Source organism: Reyranella sp., from assembly GCF_965229815.1.
GTDB lineage: Bacteria > Pseudomonadota > Alphaproteobacteria > Reyranellales > Reyranellaceae > Reyranella.
Genome location: NZ_CBDDJN010000006.1, coordinates 1,503,872 through 1,520,830, shown reverse-complemented (window position 1 = coordinate 1,520,830; position 16,959 = coordinate 1,503,872). Strand labels below are relative to the sequence as shown.

The window sequence follows — 16,959 nt, the reverse complement described above, 5'->3', positions numbered from 1 at the left end:
GTCGCTTGGATGGACGAGGTGAATCATGAGCGAAGAACGCAAGATCGACGAAGGGAAGGGCACGGGCCGGCGCCGCATGCTGCTCGCGGGCACTGCCCTCGCCACAGTCGGCACGCTGGCCGCCGGTGGCGCGGTGCAGCAGGCCCAGGCGCAGCAGGCCACGCCCTCGACGGGCAAGAAGCCCAACATCCTGGTGATCTTCGGCGACGATATCGGCATTCCGCAGATCAGCGCCTACACGATGGGGCTCATGGGCTATCGCACGCCCAACATCGACCGCATCGCCGCCGAAGGCGCGATCTTCACCGATTCCTACGGCCAGCAGAGCTGCACGGCCGGCCGCGCCTCCTTCATCATCGGCGAGGAGCCGTTCCGCACCGGCCTGCTGACGATCGGCATGCCGGGCGATCCGCACGGCATCGAGGACTGGATGCCGACCATCGCCGACGTGCTGAAGACGCAGGGCTATGCGACCGGCCAGTTCGGCAAGAACCATCTCGGCGACCAGGACAAGCACCTGCCGACCGCGCACGGGTTCGACGAGTTCTTCGGCAACCTCTACCACCTCAATGCCGAGGAGGAGCCCGAGGGCTACTTCTATCCCAAGGATCCCGAGTTCCGGAAGAAGTACGGCCCGCGCGGCGTCATCAAGTCCTCGGCCGACGGCAAGATCGAGGACACGGGCCCGCTCGACACCAAGCGCATGGAGACGGTGGACGAGGAGTTCCTGGCGGCCGCCAAGGACTTCATCGACCGCCAGAGCAAGGCCAGCAAGCCATTCTTCTGCTGGTTCAACTCCACCCGCATGCACGTCTTCACCCATCTCAAGAAGGAATCGCTGGGCAAGACCGGCATGGGCATCCACGCCGACGGCATGGTCGAGCATGACGGGCATGTCGGCCAGCTCCTGAAGCTGCTGGACGACCTCAAGATCGCCGACGACACGATCGTGCTCTACACGACCGACAACGGCGCCGAGATCGCGCTGTGGCCCGACGGCGCCATGACCATGTTCCACGGCGAGAAGGGCACGACCTGGGAAGGCGGCTTCCGCATCCCGATGATGGTGCGCTGGCCGGGCGTGATCAAACCCGGCACGCAGGTCAATGCGCCGATCTCGCTGCTCGACTGGTTCCCGACGCTCTGCGCGGCCGCCGGCCTGCCCGACATCAAGGAGAAGATGAAGACCGGCTTCCAGGCAGGATCCAAGACCTTCAAGGTCCATCTCGACGGCTACAACTTCCTGCCCTTCTTCAAGGGCGAGGAGAAGACCGGGCCGCGCGATGCGATCTACTACTTCGACCAGGGCGGCAATCTCAATGCCATCCGCTGGAACGACTGGAAGGTCAGCTTCGCTGTGTCGTCCGAGGGCAACATCGCCACGGCGCTGCGCGAGGTGCCGTCCTGGGCGATGATCACCAACCTGCGCATGGATCCCTACGAGCGGGGGCTGAAGGAGGGCGGCAACGCCATGGACTTCTTCGCCCGCCAGATCTGGCTGCTGGTGCCGATCCAGTCGAAGATCAAGGACTTCTTCGCCGACTTCGACCAGTATCCCTACCAGCTCGGCAATTCGCTCAATGCGGCGGGAATCAACTACAGCCTGCTGCAGCAGCAGGCGGCGCTGAGGCGGCTGAAACAGCTCGAATCCCTGGCGCCACGATGAGCCGGCGCGCGGGGGACGTCACCGGCTGAAGATGGCAGGGGCGCGCGCCACCGTCGCCCTGGATGAACTGACGCGCCTGCGCCATCGTGCGCGCGGCTTCAGCTTCCTGCCGCGCCAGCCGGTGCACTCGCTGCTGACGGGACGCCATGCCTCGCGGCTGCGCGGCCGAGGCCTCGATTTCGAGGAGCTGCGCCACTACTTCGAGGGTGACGACACGCGCACCATCGACTGGGCGGCGACGGCCCGCCGGGGCGAGCCGCATGTCCGGGTCTACTCCGAGGAACGCGACCGCAGCGTGCTCCTGCTGGTCGACCAGCGGCAGTCGATGTTCTTCGGCAGCCGCCACGCGATGAAGTCGGTCGCCGCGGCGGAAGCCGCGGCCCTGGCGGCCTTCCGCGTGACCTCGCTCGGCGACCGCGTGGGCGCCATCGTCTTCTCCGAGCATGGCTTCGTCGAGATCCGGCCGCGGGCGCGCGAGGCGGGCGTGCGCCGTATCCTGGCCGAGGTCGTGCGCCAGAACCGCCTGCTGTCGGCGGAAGGGCCACCGCCAGACGCGACGCTGCTGAACGCCGCGCTGCGGCACGCGGCGCGGCTCGCCAATCACGACTGGCTGGTGTGCCTGATCTCCGACATGGCCGGCGCCGATGGGAAGACCGTGCGGTCCATGACCGAGATCACCGCGCACAACGATGCGCTGGCCATCCTGGTGCAGGATCCGCTGGAAGCCGAGCTGCCGGACATCGGTCGCACCGTCCTGGCAGAGGGAGACCGGCAGGTCGAGATCGACCTGTCGGCGCGCGAGCTGCGCCGGCGCTTTGCCGGTGAGGCCGCCGCGGAACGGGCGCGTGTCGAGCGCTTCTCCCTGCACCACGCCATCCCGGTCCTGCCGATCACGACCCATCGCGACGTCGCCGACCAGATGCGCGAGCTGCTGGGCCACCGGCTGTCCCACCGCCGGCGGGCGGCATGAACGACCCCGCCGACCTCGCCAACCTGCGCGACCTCGCCCTGCCGCCGGACGTATCCCTGTGGCCGCCGGCGCCCGGCTGGTGGGTACTCGCGGCCGCTCTCCTGGCCCTGGTCCTCCTGGTGGTCTTGGCGGGGGTGCAACGCTACTGGCGCAATGCCTATCGCCGCGAGGCGCTGCGTATGCTGGCGGACGCCGCGGCCTCGGACATCTCGGCGGTGCTGAAGCGCGCCGCGCTGGTGGCCTGGCCGCGCGCCGAAGTGGCGCCCCTGAGCGGCGAGGCATGGCTCGCCTTCCTCGACCGCAGCGGTCGAACGACGGCGTTCTCCTCGGGACCGGGCCGGGCGATCGAGACCCTTGCCTTCGGCGGTTCGGCGACGGCGAGCGAGCAGGACGGGGCGCGATTGGCGGCCCGGGCCTGGCTGCGGGACCACCGATGCTGAGCATCGCCTATCCCTGGCTCGGTCTCCTGTTGCCGCTGCCGCTGCTCGTCTGGTGGCTGGCGCCCGCGCGCGCTGAGCGTCGTGCCGGCGTGCGGGTGCCGTTCTTCGCCCGTCTGGCGTCGCTCACGGGCCAGCAGCCGCGCGCCGGGGTCGTCGTCGGGCGGCGCGGCGCGGGACGCACGGCGGTGCTGGTGCTCGCCTGGCTGCTGGCGGTGGCCGCGCTGGTGCGGCCCCAATGGGTCGAGCCGCCCGTGCATCACGACAAGCCGGCGCGCGACCTGCTGCTGCTGGTCGATCTCTCGGGCTCGATGGACACGGAGGACTTCACCGACGTGGCGGGCAAGAAGGTGACCCGGCTGGCGGCGGTGAAGCAGGTGCTCGACGACTTCCTCAGCCGCCGCAAGGGCGACCGTGTCGGCGTCGTCGTGTTCGGCAATGCCGCCTTCACCCTGGTGCCGTTCACGACCGACCTCGACCTGACGCGAAAGCTCCTGCAGGAGATGCAGGTCGGCATGGCCGGGCCACGCACGGCGCTGGGCGACGCGATCGGTCTCGGAGTCACCCTGTTCGCCCATTCCGCCGCGCCGGCGCGCACCATGATTGCCCTGACCGACGGCAACGATACCGGAAGCCAGGTGCCGCCGGCGGAGGCCGCCGGCGTGGCGCACGACCAGCGCATCACCGTCCACACGGTGGCGGTCGGCGATCCCGCGGCGGCCGGCGAGGACAAGCTCGACGAGGCGGCGCTGAAAGACGTCGCCCGCATCACCGGCGGCGGCTTCTACCGGGCGCTCGACCGCGAACAGCTTGCCGACATCTACCGCCGGCTCGATGCGGTCGAGGGGCACAAGGTCGACACGGTGAGCTTCCAGCCGCGCCGCGAGCTCTATTGGCTGCCCCTCCTGGCGCTGGCCGTGGTGACGATGCTGGGCCAGGCGTTACCCTTGATCCGCTGGCCAAGAGCGGCGCGCAAGGTGCCGGCATGAGCGAGTTCGCCGCCAACTTCCATCTGCTGCGGCCGTGGGGCCTGCTGCTGCTGCTGCCCGCGGCGGCGCTCTGGTGGTTCGTCCGCAACGCCGGCGACACGACGCGGCGCTGGCGGTCTGTGATCGATCCCGACCTGCTGAAGTTCCTGGTCGTAGGCCGTGGCGAACGGCGGATCGCACCGCACGACGTGCTTCTGCTGGCCTCGCTCGTCGTCGTCGTGGCCGTCGCAGGGCCGACATGGCGGCGCCTGCCGTCGCCGTTCGGCGAGCAGGTGCCGCCGGCGATGTTCGTTCTGCGCGTGACGCCGTCGATGACGACGACCGACCTGGCGCCGACGCGCCTCGATCGGGCCCGCCAGAAGATCGCCGATGTGCTCAAGGCGCGCGACGGCCTGTCGTCGGGGCTGATCGCCTACAGCGGTTCGGCGCATCTCGTCCTGCCGCCGACTGCCGACCCCTCGGTCGTCACCGGCATGGCGGGTGCTCTTTCGCCCGCCATCATGCCGCGCGAGGGCGACGACCTTGCCGACGCGGTGAAGCTTGCCGCTCGCACCCTCGAGGACGGCGGGCAGGGCGGCTCCATCGTCGTGGTCGCCGATACGGTGGCGCCGGGCGAGGCCGAGCGCCTGCGCGGGGCGGCGGATGGCGTGCCGGTGACCTTTCTCGCCACGGCACCGCCGCAGGCCGTGGCTGCCGACACCAACCTGGCGGCCTCCGTCTCGGCCCTCGGCGCGCGGCTCGTGTCGACGACGGTCGATGGCGAGGACGTGGCGACGATCGCGCGGCGGCTGGCCCAGGCGCCGGGCGCGCCGGTGCCGGGCTCGGCCGAGCGGTGGCAGGAAGCGGGCTACTGGCTGACGCCGCTGATCGCCCTGATGGCCCTGCTGTGGTTCCGGCGCGGCTGGGTCCTGCCGGCATGAGGCCGCTCTTCACCGGCCTGGGCGCGATCGCGGCCCTTTCCGCCGTGGCGCTGGCGGCCGCCGGCGGGATCGTGGGCTGGGGCAATCTCTGGTCGACACCCGACCAGCGCGGCAGACACCTGATGGAAGAGGGGCGCTACGCCGAGGCCGCGGCCGCCTTCGCCGATCCGATGTGGCAGGGCGTCGCCCGCTTCCGCGCCGGCGACTTCAAGGGAGCGGCGCAGGCCTTCGGCGGCCTCGACACGGCCGAAGCCGCCTACGACCAGGGCACGGCGCTCATCATGCTCGGCAAGTACGACGAGGCGGTGGCGCGCTTCGACCGCGCGCTCGCGCTGCGGCCGGGCTGGGCCGATGCGGAGGCCAACCGGACCCTCGCCCGCCTGCGCGCCGAGCGGGTGCGCCAGGCCGGCGGCGATGCCGGCGACCAGCGCCTGGGCGCCGACCAGATCATCTTCGACCGCGACGCCAAGCGGCAGGACGGGCAGGAGACGCGGGTCGAGGGCGCGCCGATGAGCGACAAGGCCGTGCGCGCGCTCTGGCTGAAGCGCGTGCAGACACGGCCGGCCGACTTCCTGAGGGCGCGGTTCGCCTACCAGCTCGAGGAGAAGACGCCGTGAGACCGTTGCTGCTCGCGCTTGCGCTCGTGTCGGTCGCCTGGCCGGCCGCCGCGCAGGTGATCGTGCGCACGACGCTCAAGCCCGACCATGACGTGGTCATCGGCCAGCACGTCAGGCTTCTGGTCGATGTGCTCTATGCCGGCGGCATGCCCCGGCCGCCGCGGGTCGCGCTGCCCGACATGCCGGGCGCCCAGGTCCTGCGCTACGAGACCCAGGCCACGACGCTGCACGAGCGGGTCGACGAGGAGGACCGGATCGGGCAGCGCTTCGAGTTCGCCCTGTTCCCGCGACGCGGCGGCCGTTTGGAGATCCCGGCGCCGCAGGTCACGCTGTTCGACCGTGCCGGCGGCGAGACCGGCCGCGTGGAGGGGAGTCCCGTCACCCTCGACGTCACCGTTCCGCCCGGTGTCGACCCGTCGAAGCCGGTCGTCGCCACGTCCAGCCTCACGCTGACGGAACGCTGGCAACCTGCGCCGACCGGGACGTTCAAGGCCGGCGATGCGCTGGTGCGCACGATCACCCGGCAGGCCGCCGACATTCCCGGAATGGCGATGCTCGACCTGTCCTTCGCCGCGCCGGCCGGCGTGCGGGTCTATGTCGACCCGCCGCAGATCGACGACCGCTTCAACCGCGGCGACCTTACGGGGCAGCGCACCGACCGGGCGACCTACGTCTTCGAGCGCGGCGGCTCCTTCCCGATCGAGGCGGTGGTCCAGCCCTGGTGGGATCTCGCGGGCAAGCGCCTGCGTCAGGCCGAGGGGCAGGGCGTGACCGTCGCCGTCGCGGCCGTCGCGACGCCGGCGTCGCGCGACGCGCGCCTCGCCCTCTGGATCTATGTCGCGACCACCGCGGCCGGCCTGCTGGCCCTCGCCGGCTGGTCGGGGCCGCGGATCCGCGCTGCGATCGTGGCCCGCCGCACGCGATGGCAGGCCTCGGAAGGGAGCGCTTATCGTGAGCTGCGGCACGCGTGCCGCGGCGGCGACGCGCACGCGATCTACGGGGCCTTCACGACCTGGCGCCAGCGGGTCGCGCAGCCGGCCGACCTGGCGCCTTTCGCCGAGCAGGTCGAGCTTGCAGTCTTCGCCGGTCGCCCTTGGTCGCCGGCGGCCTCGCGCGCCTTTGCCGACGGGCTGGCGGCCTGGCGCGGTCGCGCTCAGGCGCCGCCGGCCGCCGCCGTTCTGCCGGCGCTCAATCCGTGAGTCTCTAGGCTGCTGCGGCCTTCTTGCGGTTGGCCTCGAGGCGGCGATCGACCAGGGCGACGCCGCGGTCGATCTCGGGATGACTCATGCCCTTCTCGCGGGCGATGAGCTGCACCAGCTTGTCGGCGCGCTCGATGTAGGGCACGCCGTTGCTGAGCGCGCGGGCCGCCGAGGCCGGACGGACCAGGCTCTGGGCGGCGGCGGCGTACTTCTCGAACGGTACCAGGTCCTTCGGGTCGGCGCCCAGCTTGACGCAGAGGTCGATCACGAAATTGTAGACCGAGCGCGACGTCTCGATGTCGCTGTGCACCGCTTCCTGCGCAGTCCGCATGCCGTCCTCGGTGACGCAGCGGTAGTTGCCGGCCAGCAGCATCGCCCACTTGGCGAGCGGGACGAACACCGAGTCGTAGCCGCGCAGCTTGACCGGCAGTTCGATCTTGCCCTCCGGCGTGTCGAAGCGGATGGCGTCGATGTCCTTCTCGAGCTGGGTAAGGATGGCAGTCGCCTTGGCGTCCTTGAAGCGCGCGACCTTGAAGTTGGTCGGCAGGGTCACCTGCAGGACGTTCACCTTCTCCTCGGGCGGGCGGATGGCCTGGGGGTCGGGGCTGTTCAGGGTGATGCGCTCGGGATCGAAGCTGTCCCACACCGAGGCGTCGGTATAGGCGGGCTTCAGCTTGTCGCAGTCGAGGCCCGGGATGCGGCGCAGGTAGGCGAGCGGCGGCATGTTCATGATCGACATGCAGGGCACCCGCGACTTGCCGACCGCGTCCAGGAGCTCGCGGACGCCCGGCGAGCGGTACTGCGGCTCCTGCATGGCCAGCCCGACCAGATCGTAGTCGCCGGGATCGACCCCGGCGGTGCCGCCGGCCGTCACCTTGCCCGGCAGCTTGCGCGAATCGATCTCGACCGGATCCTTGCGGCCGCGGACCGGGAGGCGGACGCGGAAACCTTCGCTGTTGATCAGGTCGGCCTCGGCGGGCAGACAGATGAGATGGACCGAATGGCCGCCAAACAGGATCTTCGACGCGAGGAGGGAGCCGTAGGACGCCCCCAACATCAGGATCTTGTACGCCATCACTGCCTCCCTCGCCGTTTCTGCGGGCTCCGCCCGGAGGGCACTATAGCGTCCTTCCCGGCGAAGGGAGCCGTGAATTTGCCCGTGGGCGCGGCGGGCCCTGCCGGCGGCGCACAACCAAATGGCCGCTCGTGCGTTGATGCGCCATGACGATCCTGAGACCGGACCAGACCGTTTGGCGGAAAGAGCGGGCTAGCCGGGCGGCGGTCCTGGTCGATGGCGCCAACTTCTACGCCGCGGCGCGAGCAGCGTTCCTCAAGGCGCAGCGCCGCATCCTGATCGTCGGCTGGGACATCGACAGCCGGACGCGGCTCGTGGGGGCTGCGGGCGAGCCTGACGACGGCCTGCCGGCAGGGGTTGCCGATTTCCTTTCCGCCCTGGTCGAGCGCCGCCCCGAGCTCGAGGTACATCTCCTGCTCTGGGACTATTCGCTGCTCTATGCCGGCGAACGCGAGCTGCTTCCGCGCCTGTCGCTGGGTTGGCAGACGCCGGAGCGCATCACCCTCTGCCTCGACAACACGGTGCCGCTGGGCAGTTCCCAGCACCAGAAGATCATCGTCGTCGACGATGCCGTGGCGATGTCGGGTGGCCTCGACCTCACCATCCGGCGCTGGGACACGAGCGCGCACGACGCCATCAACCCGCACCGCGTCGATCCGGCGGGCGAGCCGTACCGGCCGTTCCACGACGTGCAGATGATGGTCGACGGCGATGCCGCGCGGGCGCTGGCGGAGCTGGCGCGCGAACGCTGGTGCCGGGCCAACGGCGACCGGCCGGCCATCGAACCCTGCGGCGATCCGTGGCCGGATGCGGTGCATCCGCAGTTCGAGGACGTCGAGATCGGCATCGCCCGCACCCAGCCCCGCTATAACGGGGACGAGGCCGTGCGCGAGGTCGAGACCCTGTTCGTCGAGTCGATCGCCCGGGCCGAACGCACCATCTATATCGAGAACCAGTTCCTGAGCGCCCCCCTGGTCGCCGACCGCCTGGCACAGCGCCTGCGCGAGCGGCCACAGCTCGAACTGGTCATGGTGGCGCCGCGCAGCCACGATTCCTGGGTCGAGCGGCGCACCATGCGCAACGGCCGCATCCGATTCTGGCGCCGGGTCCACGGCGCCGGCGGCGACCGCGTCCGCCTGCTCTATCCGGCGGTGGAGCAGGAGGGGAAGAAGACCGACACCATGATTCATTCGAAGGTCATGGTGGTCGACGACTGGTTCCTGCGGGTCGGCTCGGCCAACCTCAATAACCGTTCGATGGGGGCCGACACCGAATGCGACCTGGCCATCGAGGCGCGCACCGACCGTGACCGTTCGGCCATCGTCGGCATGCGCAACCGCTTGCTCGGCGAGCATTGCGGCGTCGGCGCCGAGCAGGTGGCCGAAGCGCTTTCCGTCCACGGGTCCCTGGTCCGCGCGGCGCTGGAGCTCGGCGATCGCGGCCACCGCCTGCGGCCGATCGACGACGGCGAGCCGGACGAGGACACCGTCTCGCGGCTGGTCGAGAAGGTGGCCGATCCGGCGCGTCCGCTGCGCATCCCGCGGCTGCTGCGCCATCTCGTCGGCCGTTTCGTTCCGGGACGGGCGCTCATGGCCGCCGCAGCGGCCGCGCTCTTCATCATCGGCCTCGCGCTCGCCTGGAAGTTCACGTCGCTTTCCGAGGTCGCCGATCCGGCGCGCATCGGCCAGTTCCTGGCGGCCGGCCGCGACGAGCCCTGGGCGGTGGCGATGGTCGTGCTCGTGTTCGTGCTGGCCGGCGCCATGGTGTTCCCGCTCAACATCCTCGTGTTGGCGACCGCGGCCACCTTCGGCCCGTGGCTCGGCATGGCCTACTCGGCGGTCGGCGCCCTGGCCAGCGCGGTGCTGATGTTCCTGGTCGGCTCCCTCATCGGCCGCGACGCGCTGGCGCGCCTGCTCGGCCAGCGGTGGAAGCGGGCGATCGAAGGGGTGCGATCGCGCGGCCTGCTGACCGTGATCACGCTGCGCATCGTGCCCGTCGCCCCCTTCACGCTGGTCAACCTCGCGGCCGGCGCCGCCGGCATCTCGCTGGTGGACTTCGTTGCGGGATCGCTGATCGGGCTCGCTCCCGGACTGGCCCTGCTGTCGTTCGTCGGCGACCGCATCGTGCGGGCGGTTACCGATCCGAGCCTGGGCGAGATCTCGGTCCTCGTTCTCTGCATCGTCGCCTATCTCGCCCTGGCATTCGGCGCGCAGTTCCTCCTCTCGCAGCGACGGGGCCGCGCCTCTTGACGGAAGCCGATGACCGGCCGGCCCAGGGTCTCGTGCGCGTGATGACCTGGAACATCCACGGCGCGGTCGGCCGCAACCCGCGCTTCGACCTCGCCCGCGTGGTCTCGCTGGTGCGACGCCACCGGCCCGACATCGTCGCCCTCCAGGAGGTCGATTCACGGCGGGCGCGCGCGGCGGATGTCGGCAATCCCTTCGAGGTGTTGCAGCATGCGCTGGGCGGCCACGGCATCGGCGCCAAGACGGTGACGACGGCAGACGGGGAGTACGGCCAGGCCCTGATCAGCCGCTGGCCGCTGCACGATACTCAGATCCACGACCTGTCGTTCGGCAACCGCGAGCCGCGGCGCGCCATCTGCACCGACGTGCTGACGCCGAGCGGGCCGCTGCGGGTGATCGCCACCCATCTCGGGCTGAGCCTGCGCGAACGCCGCAGCCAGTCGACCGCGCTGCTGAAGATGCTGGGGACGCTCCGGACCACCACGGTCGCGCTGGGCGATTTCAACGACTGGTTCTGGGCCGGCTCGGTGCGCCGCTGCCTGCAGCGGGCCCTGCCGGGCTACTCGCGGCAGAGCACGTTCCCGGCGCGCTGGCCGCTCTTCCATCTCGACCGGCTCTATACGTGGCCGCGCGAGGCGCTGGTGCGCAGCCACACGGATCCCGAGGCGCGTGCCCTGTCCGACCACTTGCCGGTGATCGGCGACATCGCGATGCTCCGCCATGGTCCAACGGACGGGTAGCGCCGACCTCCCGCTGCATGGCGGCCGGGTGCCCGGATGGCTCGCCGACCGCATGACGCGGCTGGGTGCCGTCATCAGCCAGGCCATCGTCCATCACTACGGCCGCGACGAGCTGCTGCGCCGGCTCGCCCATCCCTTCTGGTTCCAGTCGTTCGGCGCCGTGATGGGCATGGACTGGCATTCGTCGGGCATCACCACCAGCGTGCTGGGCGCGCTGAAGCGCGGCCTGAAGCCTCTTGAGGGCGAGCTCGGCCTCCATGTCTGCGGCGGCCGCGGCCGGCACTCCCGGCTGACGCCCGCCGAGCTGGTCGCGGTGGGCGAGAGGGTGGGACTCGACGGCCCGGCGCTCGCGACCGCCAGCCGCCTGGTCGCCAAGGTCGACAGCGCCGCCGTCCAAGACGGCTACGGTCTCTACCTGCACGGCTTCATCGTCGCCGACGACGGCAAGTGGACGGTCGTCCAGCAGGGCATGAACGACGCCAACCGGCAGGCGCGCCGCTACCACTGGCTGTCGGAAGGCCTCACGAGCTTTGTCGACCGGCCGCACGCGGCGATCGAGGGACAGGGGGAGGGCACGATCGTCAACCTGACCGACGCGCGGGCGGCCGCCTCGCGCCAGAGCCAGCTCGACCTGCTGCGGGACCTGGGTCCGGACCGCATCGCCAGCGAACTCGGGAAGCTGGGCGAGGGCAGGGCGCGTGCTCCGGCGCCCGCCGACCAGCTCGCGCTGCCGCACCTCGAGCTCCCGGCGCATCACGATGTCCGGCCGGCCGATGTGAACCTGCGGCGCCTCCACGGCAACCTCGCGGCTGCGGCCGATCGTGGCCCCGCGGATTTCGCCGAGCTGCTGCTCGTGCCCGGCGTCGGCGCCCGCACGGTGCGGGCGCTGGCGATGGTGTCCGAGGTGGTGCATGGGGCGCCCTATCGCTTCGCCGATCCGGCGCGCTTCTCGTTCGCTCACGGCGGCAAGGACCGGCATCCCTTCCCGGTGCCGATCCGCGTCTATGACGAGACTATCCGCGTGCTGAAGGCCGCCGTCGGGCAGGCCAAGCTGGGACGCGACGAGGTGCTGGGAGCGATCAAGCGGCTGGACGTCGAGGCGCGACGCCTCGACCGGCATGCCCGCGGTCCCGACGTTGAAACGCTGATCGCCGAGGAGCGGCGAGCGTCGCCCGGGTACGGAGGGCGCAGCGTTTTCGGCGTCGAAGCGCCCGCGCAGGACCTCGACGGGCGATCGGTCGTCGAATTTCCTTCTTTAGAGGAACTCTAAAGCACCGACGGCGTTCGTCCTCGGACTTCGACCGGCAATCGGTCGACACGTCACACGAAGGGGATATTCATGCCGTCACCGCGCGCCAAGACCAGCAAGCCCTCCAGCAAGCCCGCGTCCAGCAAGCCCATGCCCGGCAAGCCGGCCGGCCGTAGCGCCCGCCCCGACAGCCTCGCGGCGCCCGCGGGCGAAACGCTGCCGCCCGCGCCGCCGCGCACGTCCGGCCAGGTCACGCCCATGGACGCCGGGCCCGCACCGACCCAGGAGACCGACAAGACCTTCGACCTGCGCCAGGACACGATGGCGCCCGGCGCCGAGATGACGACCAACCAGGGCGTCGGCGTCAGCGACGACCAGAACTCGCTCAAGGCCAATGTCCGCGGGCCCAGCCTGCTCGAGGACATCCTGATGCGGGAGAAGATCACGCATTTCGACCACGAGCGCATTCCCGAGCGCGTCGTGCACGCCCGCGGCGTCGCGGCCCACGGCGTGTTCCAGGTCTATGAGAGCCAGGCGAACCTCACGATGGCGGCGCCGCTCCAGGACCCCGCCGTGAAGACGCCGGTGTTCGTGCGCTTTTCCACCGTCGCGGGCTCGCGTGGCTCGAGCGACACGCCGCGCGACGTGCGTGGATTCGCGGTCAAGTTCTACACCCAGGACGGTATCTGGGACCTCGTCGGAAACAACATGCCGGTGTTCTTCATCCAGGACGCCGTGAAGTTCCCCGATCTCATCCATGCGGTGAAGCCTGAGCCGAACAACGAGATCCCGCAGGCCGCGTCGGCGCACGACACGTTCTGGGACTTCGCCTCGCTGACGCCCGAGAGCGCCCATATGCTGATGTGGGTCATGAGCGACCGCGCGCTGCCGCGCAGCCTCGCCACCATGGAAGGCTTCGGCGTCCACACGTTCCGGCTGGTCAATGCCGAAGGCGTGTCGCGCTTCGTCAAGTTCCACTGGAAGCCACTGAAGGGCATTTGCTCGACGGTCTGGGAGGAGGCGCAGCTCATCTCCGGCAAGGATCCCGACTTTCATCGACGAGACCTGTTCGAGGCGATCGAGGCCGGCGACTATCCGGAATGGGAGCTCGGCCTTCAGGTCGTCGAGGAGGCCGACGAGAAGAAGTTCGGCTTCGATCTGCTCGATCCGACCAAGATCATCCCGGAGGAGCAGGTGCCGGTGAAGATCGTCGGCAAGATGACGCTCAACCGCAATCCCGACAACTACTTTGCCGAGACCGAGCAGGTGGCCTTCCATACCGGCCACATCATCCCCGGCATCGACTTCACAAGCGATCCGCTGCTGCAGGGCCGGCTGTTTTCGTACATCGACACCCAGCTTCGCCGCGTCGGCCCGAACTTCCACGAGCTGCCGATCAACCGCTCGCTGCGGCCGGTCGACAACAACCAGCGCGACGGATTCGGCCGGGTCACGATCAACAAGGGCCGGGTCGCCTACTTCCCCAACAGCCTGGGCGGCGGCTGCCCGATGCACTCGCCGGCCGCCGCGGCGGCGTTCCGTTCGGTCGCGGTGCGCGAGACGGGCAACAAGGTGCGCGAGCGCAGCCCGAGCTTCGCCGACCATTTCAGCCAGGCGACTCAGTTCTGGAACAGCATGAGCGACTGGGAGAAGGACCACATCGCCGGCGCCTTCTCCTTCGAGCTCAACCAGGTGGTCGACGAGGGCGTGCGCAACCGCGTGATGAACGAGATCCTGGTCAACATCCACGCGGACCTGGCGAAGATGGTCTCGGAGGCGACCGGCCTCGCCGTGAAGCCTGCGGGCACGCCGGAGGCGCCGACCCCCTCGGCGCCCACGCCGTCCGGCCCGCTGCGCAAGAACGCCGCCCGGCTGAAGTCGCCGGCGCTCAGCATGGACAAGGCGCCGCCGACCATCAAAGGCCGCAAAGTGGCGGTCCTGGTCGGCGACGGGATCGACACCGCCGAGGTCGAAGGGTTGCTCGAGGCGCTCAAGGCGGCCGAGCTGGTGCCGGAGACGATCGGTCCGCGGGCCGGGACGGTCGCGGCCTCGGAGGGGCCGATGAAGGTCAACCGCGCGGCGCCCAACGCGCCCTCGGTGGTCTACGACGCGGTCCTCGTGCCGACCGGCATCGGCGAGGCTCTCGCGAAGATGACCCTGGCGCAGCGGTTCCTTCACGAGGCCTATCGGCACGGCAAGCCCATCGCCGTGGCGCGCGACGCCGAAGTCCTCCTGAAGGCCGCAGGCGTGCCGACCGACGCCGAGGGGCTGGCGATCGCAGAGGGCGGGGCGCTGGGCGAAGGCCTGGTCGAGAACCTCCGGCAGCATCGCTTTCCGCGGCGGGTTTCCGTGCTGAAGCCGGCCTGACGCCTCGGTGGTGACGGGGCGGCGGACGGCGGGCCTCGCGCGCCGCCGTCGCCTCCCCGCCATCGTGCGGCGCGTCAGCCGAAGAGGCGCGACCGGCGTGCGCGCTTCAAGCTGATCCAGGCGGGGGCGTGGTCGCTCGCGCCCTCCCGTCCGCGTTCCTCGCGGTCGACGCCGCCCTCCTTCAGCCGGTCGCGCACGGACGGCGAGAGCAGGAGATGGTCGATGCGCAGCCCGGCGTCGCGCTCCCAGCGCCGCCGCTTGTAGTCCCAGAAGGTGTAGATCGGCGCTTCGGGAAACAGCATCCGCAGAGAATCCGTCCAGCCCTGGGCGAGCAGCTCGGCATAGGCGGCGCGCGTCTCGGGCTGCACGAGCGCATCGTCCTTCCACGACCGCATGGAATAGATGTCGATGTGGAGGTCGGTGGGCACGGCATTGAAGTCGCCGGCCAGCACGACCGGCGCTCCGCTGTCGAGCAGAGTACGGGCGTGCGCCTGCAGGCGAGCGAACCAGTCGAGCTTGTAGGCGAACTTCGGGCCGGGGCGGGGATTGCCGTTGGGCAGGTAGATCGATCCGACGACGGTGCCCGAGACCGCGGCCTCGATGTAGCGACTCTGCATGTCGGTCGCGTCGCCGGGGAGGGCGTTGCGAATGAGCACTGGCGTCGCGCCGCGAGCGAGGATGGCCACGCCGTTCCAGGTCTTCTGCCCGCGCCAGACCGCTCCATATCCCGCCGCCGCGAGCGCCGCGGCGGGGAAGTCCGCGTCGGCGGCCTTCAGCTCCTGCAGGCAGACGGCGTCGGGACGGGCGCGGTCCAGCCAGTCGAGCAGGTTCGGTAGCCGACGGTTGACGTTGTTGATGTTGAAGGTGGCGATCTTCATGCTCGGTCAACGGTGGCGATCGAGGGAGGACGCATGCAACGCGTGGCGACGGGTTATGGCCTGATCGAAGGTCCGGTATGGGATGCCGCGCGCGGACTCTACTTCAGCGACGTGCTGAACGGCGGTGTGCATCTGCTCGATGCGGCGGGCGGGATCAGCCTTGCGGTGCCGAAGCGGCGGGGTATCGGCGGCATGGCCCTTCACGCCGACGGAGGGCTGGTGGTCGGTGGTCGCGATATTGCCTGGCTGCCTGGGGAGGGCGGCCCTGCAAGGCAGCTCCTGTCGCTCGACCAGGTCCCCGGCGCGACCGGGTTCAACGACCTCACGACCGACCGAACCGGACGGATCTATGTCGGGTCGCGTCCTTCCGGGTCTTCGGCGGCGAGACGCCGAAACCGGGGAAACTTCATGTGATCGATGTCGACGGCGGCGCGCGGACGGTGGCCGACGGCGTCCTCCTGACGAACGGACTCGGCTTCTCGCCGGACGGGCGGCGCCTCTATCACAGCGATGCCCGGGCCCCGCTCGTGCGGGTGTACGACGTATCGGCCGACGGCACGGTGGGACAGTGGCGCCGGTTCGCCGATCTCGGAGCGGCCGGCGTGCCGGACGGGCTGAAGGTGGCGAGCGACGGATCCGTGTGGGTGGCCGACGCCCACGGCGGCCGGGTCGCCGTGTTCGAGGCGGACGGAAGCCACCGCGGCGACATCGCGATCCCGCTGCCGATGGTGACCAGCCTGTGCTTCGGGGGCGGGGATCTGCGCGACCTCTATATCGTCACCGGCTCGCGCGGCGGACCCGGCGAGAATTGCGGCAGCATCTTCCGGATGCGGGTCGAGACGCCCGGCCTCGCGTTGCCGCCGGCCCGGGTCCGCAGGCACTCAGCAATGCAGTGAGCTGTCGTCGGGCTCGTTGGGGACGACGGACAGGCGTTCGTCCGCGGGCTCGTCGGACTCCGCCTCCTCACTGATGGCAGCCTCCGCCTCGGTCTCGACGGCTTCGTTCTCCGTCACTGCCGAGACCTCGGCGGACGGCGGCAGGATCCGGTCGACCGCCGACTTCCAGATCGCGCAGGCATCCTCGAAGGAACGTCCGTAGTGCTCCCGCAGCCGGCCCCAGGCCTCATAGTCCATCAGCGCCTCGAGGGTGATGACCGTGATCTCGCGGCTTTCCACGGGAAGTGAGTCCAGCTCCGTCGCATACATCAACTCGATGCGAGCCCGAGTCATCTGGCGCACCAAATTCATCCGGGTCGCGAGATCTTCGACCCGGCTCGCCGGCGTTCGCAGCAGGACGCGCCACAGCGGCAGCCATCGCTCGCAGTTCGTTGCCCGGACACGCACCTGAAAGTCGATTCGCACGCGCCGGTCCCGGCTCGGCATGTCTCCGACCGGCGTAGACAGGCCCAGCGCCAGCACATGGTCGAAACTCGCGACCGCGAGCTCCCGGAAGTCGGCAAACCTTTCGAACACGAGACGCTTGGAGCACCCGACACGGGCAGCTACCTCGCGTGACGTAGGAACGGTCTGGTTCTGGCGCAGAAGATCGAGGAACGCCTCGATCATCGCAATCCGTGTCCGGACGCTGCGCTGTCGCCTGCCATCTA

Annotated in this window: 16 protein-coding genes; 13 read left to right on the top strand and 3 right to left on the bottom strand. The window is 70.2% G+C overall.

Annotation, left to right across the window (positions count from 1 at the left end):
* Positions 1-25: 25 nt before the first annotated feature.
* From ACO073_RS18630 to ACO073_RS18600, 7 genes are read left to right on the top strand one after another with little or no spacing between them, the layout of a single operon-like run.
* Entirely contained in the window at positions 26-1,666 is a 1,641-nt protein-coding gene (locus ACO073_RS18630; protein ID WP_421999201.1) for an arylsulfatase, read from the top strand.
* Positions 1,667-1,697: 31 nt separating this feature from the next.
* A complete protein-coding gene (locus ACO073_RS18625) occupies positions 1,698-2,636 on the top strand; it encodes a DUF58 domain-containing protein (protein ID WP_421999199.1) in 939 nt (312 codons plus the stop codon).
* A complete protein-coding gene (locus ACO073_RS18620) occupies positions 2,633-3,076 on the top strand; it encodes a DUF4381 domain-containing protein (RefSeq protein ID WP_421999197.1) in 444 nt (147 codons plus the stop codon). The genes ACO073_RS18625 and ACO073_RS18620 overlap by 4 nt, the downstream gene beginning before the upstream one ends.
* On the top strand, positions 3,070-4,062 hold the full coding sequence (locus ACO073_RS18615) for a VWA domain-containing protein (protein ID WP_421999196.1): 993 nt from the start codon (positions 3,070-3,072) through the stop codon (positions 4,060-4,062). Before ACO073_RS18620 ends, ACO073_RS18615 begins: the two co-directional genes overlap by 7 nt.
* Positions 4,059-4,982 (top strand): vWA domain-containing protein, encoded by a 924-nt coding sequence (locus ACO073_RS18610; protein ID WP_421999195.1) that lies wholly within the window; start codon positions 4,059-4,061, stop codon positions 4,980-4,982. Before ACO073_RS18615 ends, ACO073_RS18610 begins: the two co-directional genes overlap by 4 nt.
* A complete protein-coding gene (locus tag ACO073_RS18605) occupies positions 4,979-5,599 on the top strand; it encodes a tetratricopeptide repeat protein (protein WP_421999194.1) in 621 nt (206 codons plus the stop codon). Before ACO073_RS18610 ends, ACO073_RS18605 begins: the two co-directional genes overlap by 4 nt.
* Entirely contained in the window at positions 5,596-6,798 is a 1,203-nt protein-coding gene (locus tag ACO073_RS18600) for a hypothetical protein (RefSeq protein WP_421999192.1), read from the top strand. The genes ACO073_RS18605 and ACO073_RS18600 overlap by 4 nt, the downstream gene beginning before the upstream one ends.
* 4 nt (positions 6,799-6,802) lie before the next feature.
* On the opposite strand, the gene ACO073_RS18595 is transcribed toward ACO073_RS18600, so the two are convergent.
* Entirely contained in the window at positions 6,803-7,873 is a 1,071-nt protein-coding gene (locus ACO073_RS18595) for a hypothetical protein (RefSeq protein ID WP_421999190.1), read from the bottom strand.
* A 146-nt stretch (positions 7,874-8,019) separates the two neighbouring features.
* Here ACO073_RS18595 and ACO073_RS18590 point away from each other — a divergent pair, with 146 nt between their 5' ends.
* The 4 genes from ACO073_RS18590 (at position 8,020) to ACO073_RS18575 (ending at position 14,475) form a co-directional block, all read left to right on the top strand.
* On the top strand, positions 8,020-10,122 hold the full coding sequence (locus ACO073_RS18590) for a VTT domain-containing protein (RefSeq protein ID WP_421999189.1): 2,103 nt from the start codon (positions 8,020-8,022) through the stop codon (positions 10,120-10,122).
* Positions 10,119-10,859: an endonuclease/exonuclease/phosphatase family protein gene (locus tag ACO073_RS18585; protein WP_421999186.1), complete on the top strand. Its 741-nt coding sequence runs from the start codon at positions 10,119-10,121 to the stop codon at positions 10,857-10,859. The genes ACO073_RS18590 and ACO073_RS18585 overlap by 4 nt, the downstream gene beginning before the upstream one ends.
* Complete coding sequence (locus tag ACO073_RS18580) at positions 10,840-12,129, top strand: DUF763 domain-containing protein (protein ID WP_421999184.1); 1,290 nt, start codon at positions 10,840-10,842, stop codon at positions 12,127-12,129. The genes ACO073_RS18585 and ACO073_RS18580 overlap by 20 nt, the downstream gene beginning before the upstream one ends.
* A 69-nt stretch (positions 12,130-12,198) precedes the next feature.
* On the top strand, positions 12,199-14,475 hold the full coding sequence (locus ACO073_RS18575; protein ID WP_421999182.1) for a catalase: 2,277 nt from the start codon (positions 12,199-12,201) through the stop codon (positions 14,473-14,475).
* Positions 14,476-14,549: 74 nt separating this feature from the next.
* Here the strand turns inward: ACO073_RS18575 and xth are convergent, their stop codons facing one another.
* Positions 14,550-15,353 (bottom strand): exodeoxyribonuclease III, encoded by an 804-nt coding sequence (gene xth / locus ACO073_RS18570; protein WP_421999181.1) that lies wholly within the window; start codon positions 15,351-15,353, stop codon positions 14,550-14,552.
* A 33-nt stretch (positions 15,354-15,386) separates the two neighbouring features.
* Here xth and ACO073_RS18565 point away from each other — a divergent pair, with 33 nt between their 5' ends.
* Both ACO073_RS18565 and ACO073_RS18560 read left to right on the top strand, forming a co-directional pair.
* On the top strand, positions 15,387-15,767 hold the full coding sequence (locus tag ACO073_RS18565) for an SMP-30/gluconolactonase/LRE family protein (protein WP_421999179.1): 381 nt from the start codon (positions 15,387-15,389) through the stop codon (positions 15,765-15,767).
* On the top strand, positions 15,764-16,249 hold the full coding sequence (locus tag ACO073_RS18560; RefSeq protein ID WP_421999177.1) for an SMP-30/gluconolactonase/LRE family protein: 486 nt from the start codon (positions 15,764-15,766) through the stop codon (positions 16,247-16,249). Before ACO073_RS18565 ends, ACO073_RS18560 begins: the two co-directional genes overlap by 4 nt.
* On the opposite strand, the gene ACO073_RS18555 is transcribed toward ACO073_RS18560, so the two are convergent.
* Positions 16,235-16,918: a TetR/AcrR family transcriptional regulator gene (locus ACO073_RS18555; RefSeq protein WP_421999176.1), complete on the bottom strand. Its 684-nt coding sequence runs from the start codon at positions 16,916-16,918 to the stop codon at positions 16,235-16,237. The genes ACO073_RS18560 and ACO073_RS18555 overlap by 15 nt on opposite strands.
* Positions 16,919-16,959: the final 41 nt, after the last annotated feature.

Bases quoted from the DNA above. Each gene is read 5' to 3' on its own strand.
- ACO073_RS18615 (WP_421999196.1), top strand. From the start codon at position 3,070: ATGCTGAGCATCGCCTATCCCTGGCTCGGTCTCCTGTTGCCGCTGCCG.
- ACO073_RS18625 (WP_421999199.1), top strand. From the start codon at position 1,698: ATGGCAGGGGCGCGCGCCACCGTCGCCCTGGATGAACTGACGCGCCTG.
- ACO073_RS18610 (WP_421999195.1), top strand. From the start codon at position 4,059: ATGAGCGAGTTCGCCGCCAACTTCCATCTGCTGCGGCCGTGGGGCCTG.
- ACO073_RS18590 (WP_421999189.1), top strand. From the start codon at position 8,020: ATGACGATCCTGAGACCGGACCAGACCGTTTGGCGGAAAGAGCGGGCT.
- xth (WP_421999181.1), bottom strand. From the start codon at position 15,353: ATGAAGATCGCCACCTTCAACATCAACAACGTCAACCGTCGGCTACCG.
- ACO073_RS18605 (WP_421999194.1), top strand. From the start codon at position 4,979: ATGAGGCCGCTCTTCACCGGCCTGGGCGCGATCGCGGCCCTTTCCGCC.
- ACO073_RS18575 (WP_421999182.1), top strand. From the start codon at position 12,199: ATGCCGTCACCGCGCGCCAAGACCAGCAAGCCCTCCAGCAAGCCCGCG.
- ACO073_RS18620 (WP_421999197.1), top strand. From the start codon at position 2,633: ATGAACGACCCCGCCGACCTCGCCAACCTGCGCGACCTCGCCCTGCCG.
- ACO073_RS18595 (WP_421999190.1), bottom strand. From the start codon at position 7,873: ATGGCGTACAAGATCCTGATGTTGGGGGCGTCCTACGGCTCCCTCCTC.
- ACO073_RS18555 (WP_421999176.1), bottom strand. From the start codon at position 16,918: ATGATCGAGGCGTTCCTCGATCTTCTGCGCCAGAACCAGACCGTTCCT.
- ACO073_RS18630 (WP_421999201.1), top strand. From the start codon at position 26: ATGAGCGAAGAACGCAAGATCGACGAAGGGAAGGGCACGGGCCGGCGC.
- ACO073_RS18565 (WP_421999179.1), top strand. From the start codon at position 15,387: ATGCAACGCGTGGCGACGGGTTATGGCCTGATCGAAGGTCCGGTATGG.
- ACO073_RS18580 (WP_421999184.1), top strand. From the start codon at position 10,840: ATGGTCCAACGGACGGGTAGCGCCGACCTCCCGCTGCATGGCGGCCGG.